This is a genomic window from Streptomyces sp. P1-3 (genome assembly GCF_050613155.1).
GTDB lineage: Bacteria > Actinomycetota > Actinomycetes > Streptomycetales > Streptomycetaceae > Streptomyces.
In genome coordinates, this window is the sequence record NZ_CP192512.1 from 4,148,382 (window position 1) to 4,160,000 (window position 11,619).

An 11,619-nucleotide genomic window follows, 5' to 3' on the forward strand; every position below is an offset into this window, starting at 1 on the left:
CTCTCGCGTATGTGTGGACAATCGGCGGGTGCCCTGGCGTTCCGGGGCCGATGCCCGTGAATATGCGGTCCCGGACCCTGGTCTGGAGTCCCCGGCCCTGGTCCCGGTACCCATCGTCCCTGCCCTGCCGCTCCCTGTCCCTGTCCCTGTCCCTGCCCGCTCCCGCTCCCGCTCCCCGTCCCCGCTCTCCTCACCAAGGACCATGTTCCCGTGCGGTATCTGATACTCGGCCCCACCGAAGCGCGTGCCGCCGACGGGCAGCCGCTCCCCGTCGGCGGAGCCCGGCTGCGCGCCCTCCTCGCCGCGCTCGCGCTGCGCGCCGCACGCCCCGCCTCGACCCCCGTCGACGTCCTGATCGACGAGGTCTGGGGTGACGCCCCACCGCACGACGGGCCGGCCGCGCTCCAGGCTCTCGTCGGCCGGCTGCGGCGCGCCATCGGAAAGGACGCGGTGCTCTCCGCACCCGGCGGCTACCGCCTCGACGCCGTCCCCGACGACGTCGACCTGTTGCGTTTCGAATGCCTGGTGGATGCCGGGGGACGTGCTCTCGACGCCGGCGACCCGGAGACCGCGGCCGCCACGCTCCGTACGGCGCTCGGCCTCTGGCGCGGCCCGGCGCTCGCCGACCTGCCGGACCGGGAAGCGGCGGCCGCCCGCCCCGAGGCGCTGCGGCTGACCGCCCTGCACCAGCGGGTGGCGGCTGATCTGGCGCTCGGCCGGGCCGCGGGCCTCGTCCCGGAGCTGCGCGAGCTGGTCGCCGACCACCCCCTTGACGAAACGTTCCACGCCCAGCTGATCCAGGCGCTGCGTGCGGCCGGGCGGTCCGCGGACGCGCTCGCGGCGTACGAGGACGTACGCCGCGGACTCGCGGACAGACTCGGTACGGAACCAGGGTCGGAGCTTCAGCGGCTCTATGGCCAGCTGCTGAACGGCGGGCCGCCGACGTCGGAAGCTCCGACGTCGGAAGCGCGGATGCCGGACGCCCGGATGCCGGGAACGCCGGTGCTCGGGCCGCCTGTCGCCGCGCTGCCCGGCCCCATTCCCGCCTCCCGCCCGGTCCCTGGCAATCTGCGCGCCCGTCTCACCAGCTTCGTCGGCCGCCAGAACGAGATCGGAGCGCTCCGCGACGACCTGAGCTCGTCCCGCCTCGTCACGCTGACCGGACCTGGTGGTTCCGGCAAGACCCGGCTCTCCGAGGAGACGGCCGCGGCCCTCGGCGCCGCGCACCCCGACGGGATCTGGGCCGCCGAACTGGCCCCGCTCGATGATCCATGCGCCGTACCCGGCACCGTTCTCAGCGCGCTCGGCCGCCGCGAGACGTCCCTCCTCGGCTCGGGACTCGAAGGACGTACGAGCGGACCGGACGCCGCCGACCCGACCGCGCGGCTCATCGAGTACTGCGCCCCTCGCCGCCTGCTGCTCCTCCTCGACAACTGCGAGCATGTCATCGACGCCGCCGCCGCGTTGGCGGAGACGCTGCTCGCGGCCTGCCCGGGTGTCACCATCCTCGCCACCAGCCGTGAGCCGCTCGGCGTACCCGGCGAGACCGTACGCCCGGTGGAACCGCTGCTTCCGGCCCCCGCGCACCAGCTCTTCGCCGAGCGTGCCGCGGCCGTACGCCCCGGATTCGACCCGGCCCGGGACCCGGCGACCGAAGCCGCGGTCGCCGAGATCTGCCGCCGCCTCGACGGCCTGCCGCTGGCCATCGAACTCGCCGCGGCGCGCCTCCGGCTGCTCACCCCACGGCAGATCGCGGACCGACTGGACGACCGGTTCCGGCTGCTGACCACCGGCAGCAGGACCGTGCTGCCGCGCCAACAGACGTTGCGCGCGGTCGTGGACTGGTCATGGGACCTGCTCGACGAGCGCGAACGCACGCTGCTGCGGCGCGCGTCGGTGTTCGCGGGCGGCTGGACCCTGGGCGCGGCGGAGTCGGTGTGCGCCGACGCGGCGCCGCAAGGAGGTGCCGGCGCGGCGCAGCAGGGGCGCGTGGATGCCGTGCGGCAGGGGCTCGCGGACGCCGCGCAGCAGGAGGGTGCCGATCCGGTGCGGCAGGGGGGCGCCGACGCGCCGGATCCGTCCGTACGGATCGAGCACCATGATGTCCTCGACCTGCTCAGCGCACTGGTCGACAAGTCCCTGCTGGTGGTCGACCATCCCCAGCATCCCCAACGGCCGGACAGTGAAGTCCGTTTCCGCATGCTGGAAACCATTTACGAGTACGTCATCGAGCGCGCCGCCGGGACCACGGCCGCCCGCCAGGACCACGCCGCCGCGATCCGCCGCCACACAGCGCACTTCAGGGCGTTCGCCCACACCGCCGATCCGCGGTTGCGCTCGGCGGAGCAACTCCCCTGGCTGCGCCGCGTCGAAGCCGAGCTCGACAACATCCGTGCGGCGCTGCACCGTGCCATCGAGTGCCGCGACGAAGGCAGCGTGATCGCCATCGTCCTCGACATGGGCTGGTTCTGGTGGCTGCGCAATTACCGCGACGAGGGTGCCTCGTGGACGGCCCGGGCAGTGGACCTGATCGCTCCGGATTCGCCTGGAGAGCGGGCCGCGGAGCAGGTCGCGGATCCGGCCGCAGAGCCGTTCGCGGACCCGGTCCGCTCCTCCCGCCATGAGGATCTGATCGACCTCCGCCTCCTCCATTTCTTCCTGCTCTCCGAGCAGCGTTCCGAAGAGGAGCTGCGGAGTCCCGAATCCCTGGCAGCCGCGCACGCCATCCGCGCCGCCTACGCCGGTCGCCCCGGCCCGCGCGGCACCCGCTTCCCCGGCTTTCTGTGGCCGTTCACCGGATACGTCATCGACGGGCACACGGGCGTGGTGCCGCTCCTGGACGAGGCGGTCGCCAACTGCCGCCGGTACGGCGAGGAATGGGCACTCGGCGCGCTGCTGATGCTGCGTACACACCTGGAGATCGATCTGCCCGGCGGCATGGCCCGCGCCGAGCGGGGGTGGCCGGAGCTGCGCGAGCTGAGCAGGCGCGTCGGGGACCGCTGGATACTCGCGCAGGTGGAGGAGGCCAACGGCGAGATGGCCATGGCACACGGCCGCTACGCCGACGCCCGGGCCTCGCACGAGGAGGCGCTGCGGCTCGCGCGCGAGATCGGCGCCTACACCGAGACCCCGTTCCTCATCACCCGGCTCGCCGAACTCGCCTACCACTGCGGGGACCTGCCGGAGGCGGTGCGGCTGCTGGACGAGTCCCAGGCGGAGGCCGAGCGCTACGGCGTGCGGGACGCGCGCGCCTTCAACGGCATCCTGCGCGCGCTGATCGAGCTGCGTGGTGGCGATGTCGCCGCCGCGCGGGCACTGTGCGACGCCACGCTGCGGGGGGCGGCGGGGGCCAACCCGCCACCGCAGTTCTGGACGGTGCTCGGCGGCCTCGACGCCCGGATCACGACGGACAGCGGCGACGCGGCGGGTGGTCTGCGCAAGATCCGTGACACGTTGCGCATGGGCATCGAGTCGCACAATGCGGAGCCGCTGCTGGCCCTGCAGGCGGAGACCGCCGCCTATGTCCTCCTCAAGCTGGCGGGCCACGCTGCGGCTGCCCGGCTGCTGGGCGCGGCCGAGGCATGGCGCGCGGGACAGCCGCGTACGCCGTCACTGGAGGAGGAGGTCGCAGACGTGACGGAGGCCCTGCGCGAGGCGTTGGGCGAGGGCGCGTTCGAGGAGCTGCGCGCGGCGGGTGCGCGACTGAGCGCCGACGAGTGCGTCGCGCTGCTCGACACGATCACCCCGCCTGCTCCTGCTCCTGCTCCTGCTCCTGCTTCTCCTCCGACTCCGTGCGATGGATGACTTATATGCGCTTGATGGCTTACGTGCACTTGATGACGGACTGCGCCCAGTCCGCCAGGGCCACCTTGCCCAGCGAGCCATGCCGGTCGACCACCAGCCGGATCGTCTTCCGTCCGGACAGCGGCACCTGGACGGGCACGGCCGGGTCGCCGCCGTGGATCATCGGGGAGCGCCACAGTCGTACCCCGTCCGCGTACACGGAGAAGCGCGCGGCGCCGAGCCCCAGCGTCAGGTCGTCGATGCCGACGTACGCGCTGTAGGACACACAGGCGCGGTTGAGGTCGATCGTCAGCGATGACGGTTCCCCCACGGTCACGCCGTGGGGGTACGGGGTGCCGCCTATGGACAGCCCCCAGCGCTGCCACAGCCAGCTGCTCTCGCCCTGCCGCAGCTCCGGCTCCGTGCCGTCGCCCGCACCGCTGAACTCCAGGCGGTTGAGCTGGTAGGCGGTGGGGGCGGGGGTGGAAGTGGGCCGGGGCGGTGTCGGCTTCGACGTCGGCTTGGACGTCGGCGTCGGAGTCGGCTTCGGAGTCGGCTTCGGTGGGGTGGGGGTGGGGGTGGGAGTCGGGCGTGGTGCGGCCGTGGTGGGCTTCGGCGCGGTCGGAGTGGGCTCCGGCAGGGCTGCGGTCGGGCTCGGCTTCGAGGAGGGACGGGTGGGCTTCGGCTTCGGCTCCGACGGCACGGGCGTGGCCTTCGACTCCGCCGGAGGGGTGGGCTCTGGCGTCGGCTTCGCCGGAACGGCGGGTGACGCCGCCGGCTTGGCTTCGGCCTGCTTCGTATGTCCGCCGTTGGCCGTGGTGAGGGCCAGCGCGGTGGCGGCGGCCGCGACGACGACGCCAGCCGCGATGCCCACCTTCACCGGGGCGCCCAGGCCTTCCGCCGCGGCCCCGGCTCCCGCTCCCGCACCGCCCGCTGCGGCCCCGGACCCCGCTCCCGCACCGCCTGCCGTGGCTGTCGCCCCCGCGCCCAGACCCGCACCCACGGCACCGGCCCCTGCCGCGCCCGCGGCGGCACCGGCCGCCGCTTTGAGTACGTACCCGCCCGCGAACCAGCCGATGACCGCGATCGGCAGCACCGCGCGCAGCCGCGCGTTCACGTCGGCGACCTCCAGCGCCGCCGTGCGGCACTTCGGGCAGTTCTCCAGGTGCTTGCGCAACCCGAGTTCCGCCCGTGTCCGCAGCCCGCCGCGCGCGTACGCGCCCAGCCGGTCGGCGTAGCGCGCGCAGTCCCCGCCCTCGGTCAGCGCGGTGCTCACATGGGCCTGGAGATACGCCTGCTTGAGCTTCTCCCGGGCCCGGTGCGCCAGCACCGCCGCGGCGTTGTCCGACAGACCGAGCAGCGGCGCCACTTCACGCGGCGACTCCTCCTCGACCGTGGTGTGCCACAGCACCGTCTGGTAGTGCTCCGGCAGGCTGCGGAACGCCTTGACGGCCAGGGTGCGCTCGGCGGCGTGCATGGCCTTGACGTCCGCGCCCTGGTCATGGGTCCTCGCCTCGGCCGCGGGCCGTGCCGCGTCGGACGCGAACGCGGCGAAATCCTCGACGAGCTGCTCCCGCTTGGCCGTCTTGCCCCACGCCGCCGCGACCCGCCGCACCGTGGTGAGCAGATAGGCGCGGACGGCCGAATCCGGCCCCGCCCCGCCCCGTACCGCCTGCAGTGTCCGCGCGAACACCTCGGCCGTTAGGTCGTCCGCGGTGTCGGCGTCCCGGCAGCAGGTACGGGCGTACCGCCGCACGGAACCGGCATGGCGGCGGTACAGCTCCTCGTACGCGGTGTCGTCACCGTCGCGCAGTCGCGTGACCAGGTCGGTGTCCGACGGCGCCGCCCCGCCCTCCGCCTCGGCGACCGCACCGGTCTCCCCGCCGCGGTCCCGCTGCGACGGCACACTCGGGCTCGGCCGGGACACGGCCTTGCCACGGCGGTGCCTGCCCCTTTGCACCGGTACCTGAGGCGAGGGGACGGTCCTGCCGGCTTCACCGCCGCCAGGAGTCCCGGTTGGGGACGAGGTCTCGCCGGGCCCTGCCCCGTCGACCCCGCTCGTTCCGGACCCTGTCGACCCTGTCGACCCGGTTGCCTCGGTCTCTCGCGCGCCCGTGTCCCGCTCGTTGCGGTCGCGCGACTCTCCCCGCCCGTCAACACCCATAACGGAAGCCCCCGACACGACCGACGCACTCGAACAGGGCAAGAGTGCCACAGCCGTCCAACAGCGCCACCCCGTACAACCCGCAACCACTCTTCCGGGGCGGGGTGCCGTACGACGGCGCTAGCGTTCACCCGGACGGGGGAAGCTCGGCAACCGGGCGCCCGCCTGCCCGGATGCCTGACCGCGAGGCAGGGGCAGGCAGCGCAGACGGAGCCGGCCGACGCGCGGTCGGCAGCCGACCAGGTCTGCCGACAACAGTCGACCAGCTCCGCCGACAAGCGGACCAGCTCCGCCGACGAGGCCGGTCAGCTCCGCCGACGGGGCCGGTCTTCTCCGCCGATGGGAGCCGGTCAGCTCTGCGGACGCGACCGGAGCCCGTCCAGCAGGATGTCCAGCAGCCGTGCCGACGCCGCCGCCTGCTGCGCCGCGTCCGGGAGCGAAGGCGCCGCAGTCGCTATCACCAGCAGCACATCCGCGACCGTCACATCCGCCCGCAGCTCACCCGCTGCCCTCGCCCGCTCGACAAGCTGCCCGACGACCTCCAGCAGCGCCGCCACACCCGCGTCGTCACGCTCCTGCCGCGGCGCCGGACGCTGCTCGACCAGCCGCAGCTCCGGCTGGTTCGAACCCGGCTGCCGCTGGTGCGGCACCCGCGCGGGCTCCTCCGCCTCCACATCGACGCCGACCCGCAGCACCTGCGGCGGCAGCAGCCGCCCGGCGCCGGACGCCACGGACGTACGCAGGAAGCGGGACAGCGCCGACCACGGCTCGTCCTCCTGCCCCAGCGCGGCCCGCGCCTGGTCGGTCAGCCGGGCCGTCTCCTCCTCGGCTATTCGCCGCACCAGCACGTCCTTGCTGGGAAAACGCCGGTACACCGTGCCGACGCCGACCCGAGCCCGCCGTGCCACGTCCTCCATCGGCGCGCCGTAGCCCAGCTCGCCGAAGACCTCGCGCGCCGCGCGTAGAACGTGCTCAAGATTGCGCTGCGCGTCCACGCGCAGCGGCGTATGACGACCGCCGGTCCCGTCCGCCGAAGCGACAGCAGCGGACCAATGAGAACCCTGGATATGCATATGTGTTCCCCCGGTAATGACGCGTCTCCCCCCGGAGACTCCCCGCCCTGACTGATCGGGGCAGTCTCAACCCCGACCAAGTACGAACATAGTTGAGCCCAGGTCAAGAAAGAAGGGGGTAGTTCGGCACGTCCCGCCCCCCGATCGGAGTACGGGCCCGATCTCTCCGCTTTGCGCCCTCGTCCGGGGGCTCGTTTCCGGGCGCTGACCTGCACGCATTCCCCGCGTCTCGCCGGCGGCCGGTCCGTGGGCCCGCGACCGCCTCCGGTCACACAATTCGTCGGGCCTGTGGACAAACTCCGGTCACAGGTGCGTCATGGGAGGGTGAAGGAACCTGCGCGCATTCTCGTTGTCGGTGGTGGCTACGTCGGGATGTACACCGCGCTGCGCCTTCAGCGGCAGCTGAAGCGCGGCGAGGCACAGGTCATCGTGGTCGACCCCGAGCCATACATGACCTACCAGCCGTTCCTGCCCGAGGCGGCTGCCGGATCCATCTCACCGCGGCACGTCGTCGTACCGCTCCGCCGCGTCCTGCCCAAATGCCAGGTCGTCATCGGCGCGGCCACCGCCATCGACCACGCCAAACGCACCGCGAACATCAAGACCCTCGCCTCCGAGGAGGAGGGCACCGGCGCGATCGCGATCCACTACGACGAGCTCGTGCTGGCTCCCGGCTCCGTCTCCCGTGCCCTCCCGATCCCCGGCCTGGCCGATTACGGCATCGGCTTCAAGACCGTGGAAGAGGCCATCGGCCTGCGCAACCACGTGCTGGAGCAGCTCGACATCGCCTCCTCCACCCGTGACCCGGACGTCCGCGACGCCGCGCTCACCTTCGTATTCGTCGGTGGCGGATACGCGGGTGTCGAGGCGCTCGCCGAGCTGGAGGACATGGCTCGCTACGCCGTGCGGTACTACCACAACATCACGCCGGACGACCTCAAATGGATCCTCGTGGAGGCGACCGGACGCATCCTCCCCGAGGTCGGCGAGGAGATGGGCCGGTACGCGGTGCGCGAGCTGCGCGGCCGGAACATCGACGTACGCCTCGAAACGCGCCTGGAGACATGCGAGGACCGGGTGGCCGTGCTGAGCGACGGCTCCCGCTTCCCCACCCGCACTCTGGTGTGGACCGCGGGCGTGAAGCCCCATCCCATCCTGGCCGCCACCGATCTGCCGAAGGACGGCCGCGGCCGGCTCGTCTGCACCCCCGACCTGCGTGTCGAAGGCGTCGAGCACGCGTGGGCCGCCGGGGACGCCGCAGCCGTCCCGGACCTCACGGCGAAGGAGCCGGGCAAGGAGTGCGCCCCCAACGCGCAGCACGCGGTCCGCCAGGCCAAGGTGCTGGCCGGGAACATCCTGGCCGCGCTGCGTGAGCAGCCGCTCAAGGAGTACGAGTACAGCTACGCCGGCTCCGTCGCCTCCCTCGGCCTCCACAAGGGGGTCGCGCACGTCTACGGCCGCAAGTTCAAGGGCTATCCCGCCTGGTTCATGCACCGCGTCTACCACCTCAGCCGGGTGCCGACCTTCAACCGCAAGGCGCGGGTGCTGGCCGAATGGACACTCGCCGGGCTCTTCAAACGTGAGATCGTCTCGCTCGGATCGCTGGAGAACCCGCGTGCCGAGTTCGAACTCGCGGCGGGCACAGGGCGTCATCCCGAGGCGAGTTGAGCGCCCGGCCGCCGTCGGCCCCCGGCAGTGCCCGCCGGTGACCGGCTCCGGCGGTGCCGCGACCCTCGTTTGAGTATGTTCGGGCTCGCCGCGGCGGAGCGGGGAACTCCCTCCGAGTGGCCGGCGTCTGACGGATGTCAGTCCAGTCCGTCACACTGGGCGTGTGACCATGGGTGGGCTCGCGTCTACGAAGAGTGACAATCCTGTTAAGAGTGACAACCGCGAGGATCCGGACGTTTGCTGTATTCCTCTGGGGCCGGCCCCCGCACCCTCAGACGTGACCGCAGCACTGCCGCTGACCGTCACCGCAGCCGCTGGCGCGGGGCGGCCACCCCGACGGGCCGCCCCGAAACGACACCGCGAGGCAAACCTCAGTGAACTTCACGCGCTGGAGCGCTCGGCTCCCCGGAACACAGCGACGCGCCGCCGCGCGATCCGACCGCACCGCCGGCGGCTCCGTGCCGACGGCCCGCGGCGAGCGCCCCGGCTCCGTGCGCCAGGCCGCGACGGCATCGGGCTCCGGCTCGGCGGCGGAACCGCCCGGGGCCGCTGACGGCGGCGCCCACGGACAGCCCGTGCCCACGCTCGGCGGGACGACGATCCACGACATCCTCGGGCAGGTCCCCGCGCTGGTGGCCGTCGTATACGGCCCGGAGCACCGCCTCGCGTACGTCAACGAGGCGTACGCGGCCGTCTTCGGCGCCCGCACCCCCGGCACCCCGGCCCGGGAGACACTCCCCGAGCTCGGTGAGCTGGGCCTCCTGCCCCTCATGGACCAAGTCCTGCGCAGCGGCAAGCCCCGTACGGTCAAGTCCCGCCGTGTCCCGAGCGGCGGCTTCGCGACGACCACGGACGCAGCGCAAGGCGCCCATCCGGACGGGAAGCACAGCTCATATGGGGACGCGCGCACGCCCGGCTCCCCACATGACACAGGGCCGACGGGCACCGCCGCTTCCGGTTCACAGGCCGGGGCAGGGGCGAACCAGGAAACCGCCTGCACCGGCGGCCGGTCCCGTGACGGCTACTACACCTTCACCTGCACGCCGATCGAGGTCACGGCACCTGCGCTCGCGGCTCCGGCCTCACCCGTACCGGAGCCCGCAGCGGACCAGGACAGTGGCAGCGTCATGGCCCCCGTCCCGTCGGCGGATCCCGACACCACCAGGGGCCCCGACAGCGCAACGGACCCCGACACCGACACCGGTACTCGCCCCGACGCCCCGCGCCCCGTCACCTACCGAGGGGTCCTCGTCTTCGGGGCCGACGTCACCGACCAGGTCGAGGCGGCCGAGCGGCTGCGCGCCAGCGAGCGCCGCCAGCGCGACGCGGCCGTCACCCTTCAGCGCAGCCTGCTGCCCCAGGAACTGGAGCAGCCGGACGATCTGCGGATCGCCGCGACCTACCGGCCCGGCGGGGAGGACGCCGCGGTGGGCGGCGACTGGTACGACGTGATCACCCTCGGTGCGGGCCGTACCGCGCTCGTCATCGGTGACGTCATGGGCCGCGGCGTCCGAGCGGCCGCGGTCATGGGCCAGCTGCGTACCGCTGTGCGCGCCTACGCCCGCCTCGACCTCCCCCCGCACGAGGTCCTTCAGCTCCTCGACGGCCTCGCGGCCGAGATCGACGCCAGCCAGATCGCCACGTGCGTCTACGCCGTCCACGACCCCAACGAGGGCCGCCTGGTGTACGCGTCGGCGGGCCACCTGCCCATCCTCGTCCGTGATCCGGACGGCACGGTCCGGCGGGCCGCCGAGCCCACCGGACCGCCACTGGGGACCGGTGGCTGGTTGCACACCTCCGGTTCCGTGCCGCTCGGCCCCGGCTCCAGCGCGGTCCTCTACACCGACGGCCTGGTGGAGCGGCGGGACAAGGACATCGACGACGGCGTCGCCGAGCTGGAGCGGGCCTTCACCGGCGCGACCGGCACACCCCAGGTGATGTGCGACCGCCTCATCCGCACCCTCGGCATCACAGAGGAACACGACGACGACGTCGCCGTTCTCGTGGTGCAGCACCCGGCACGTACCGGGCACGACGCCGAGCTGTTCCACAACGCCGCGCTGGAACTCCTCGGGGGCGTCGAGGCCGCGCCACGCGCGCGTGCCTTCGCCTCCGGTGTCCTCGCCAGCTGGCGGTTCCCGACAGAGCTGCGCGACCTGGGTGTCCTGGCCGCCAGCGAACTCGTGGCCAACTCCCTGCAGCACGGCACCCCGCCCATGCGGCTGCGGCTGCGGCGCACGGACCGTCGGCTGATCATCGAGGTGACGGACGGCGACGACCATCTGCCGCGCCGCCGCCGCCCCGATCCCGCGGACGAGGCCGGCCGCGGTATCTCGATCATCGCCACCATCGCCTCGTCGTGGGGCTCACGGCGCACGCCGGGCGGGGGCAAGGCCGTGTGGTGCGAGTTCGCCCTCCCGGCGGGCTAGCCGAAGCGGATTTGGCCCGCGAGGCGGCGTGCCGTCGGCGAGCCATCAGGCCGCAGCGGTCACCTGCTCCGCACCGGCGGCCGTCCGCTGTGCGGGCAGCGGCGCCGGGACCGCCCGCATCGGGTTGTCCTGCGCGGCCGTCAGATGACGACCGAGCCGGAGGGCGAGCGCGGTGATGCCCAGCGAGCAGACGACGAGCATCACGATGTACGGCGTGTACAGACCGGCACCGGCCAGCACACCGCCCACCGCCGGGCCGACGGCGAGAGCCAGCTGCTTCACCAGGGCGAACGCCGAGTTGTACTGCCCGATACGGGAGGCCGGAGCGAGATCGGCCACCAGCGGCGCAATCGTCGGCGACAGCATCGCCTCGCCGATTCCGAACATCGCGTACGTCGAAATGATCGCGGCGGTCGCGATGGCGTGGCTGCCGTGCACCAGCCCCGAGGCCGCAGCGGCCAGCCATGCCGCCGTCCATATGAGCCCGACCAGCGCGATGACC

The 11,619-nt window shown here is 73.0% G+C and carries 6 protein-coding genes (1 of these 6 cut by a window edge); 3 read left to right on the forward strand and 3 right to left on the reverse strand.

The genetic code is table 11. The features are described from left to right. Positions 1-210 precede the first annotated feature (210 nt). The gene (locus ACQUSR_RS17835; protein WP_431043556.1) at positions 211-3,804 is read left to right on the forward strand and encodes an AfsR/SARP family transcriptional regulator; all 3,594 of its coding nucleotides are present in this window, start codon (positions 211-213) and stop codon (positions 3,802-3,804) included. A gap of 19 nt (positions 3,805-3,823) precedes the next feature. On the opposite strand, the gene ACQUSR_RS17840 is transcribed toward ACQUSR_RS17835, so the two are convergent. Both ACQUSR_RS17840 and ACQUSR_RS17845 read right to left on the reverse strand, forming a co-directional pair. Further along, entirely contained in the window at positions 3,824-5,947 is a 2,124-nt protein-coding gene (locus tag ACQUSR_RS17840; protein WP_431043557.1) for a sigma-70 family RNA polymerase sigma factor, read from the reverse strand. Positions 5,948-6,297: 350 nt separating this feature from the next. Further along, positions 6,298-7,020 carry a TetR/AcrR family transcriptional regulator gene (locus ACQUSR_RS17845; RefSeq protein ID WP_431043558.1) on the reverse strand — a complete coding sequence of 241 codons (723 nt, stop codon included), beginning with the start codon at positions 7,018-7,020 and terminating at the stop codon, positions 6,298-6,300. 288 nt (positions 7,021-7,308) lie between these two features. On the opposite strand from ACQUSR_RS17845, the gene ACQUSR_RS17850 reads away from it, so the two are divergent. Together ACQUSR_RS17850 and ACQUSR_RS17855 are read left to right on the forward strand one after the other, a co-directional pair. Next, entirely contained in the window at positions 7,309-8,688 is a 1,380-nt protein-coding gene (locus ACQUSR_RS17850) for an NAD(P)/FAD-dependent oxidoreductase (RefSeq protein ID WP_431043559.1), read from the forward strand. Between the two features lie 374 nt (positions 8,689-9,062). After that, the gene (locus ACQUSR_RS17855; protein WP_431043560.1) at positions 9,063-11,117 is read left to right on the forward strand and encodes an ATP-binding SpoIIE family protein phosphatase; all 2,055 of its coding nucleotides are present in this window, start codon (positions 9,063-9,065) and stop codon (positions 11,115-11,117) included. A gap of 45 nt (positions 11,118-11,162) precedes the next feature. Here the strand turns inward: ACQUSR_RS17855 and ACQUSR_RS17860 are convergent, their stop codons facing one another. After that, on the reverse strand, positions 11,163-11,619 hold the 3' portion of the coding sequence (locus ACQUSR_RS17860; protein WP_431047657.1) for an MFS transporter. Its footprint extends 845 nt past the window's final position; 457 of the gene's 1,302 nt are visible here — the last part of the coding sequence; its start codon lies off the right edge, out of view — the gene reads right to left on this strand; its stop codon occupies positions 11,163-11,165.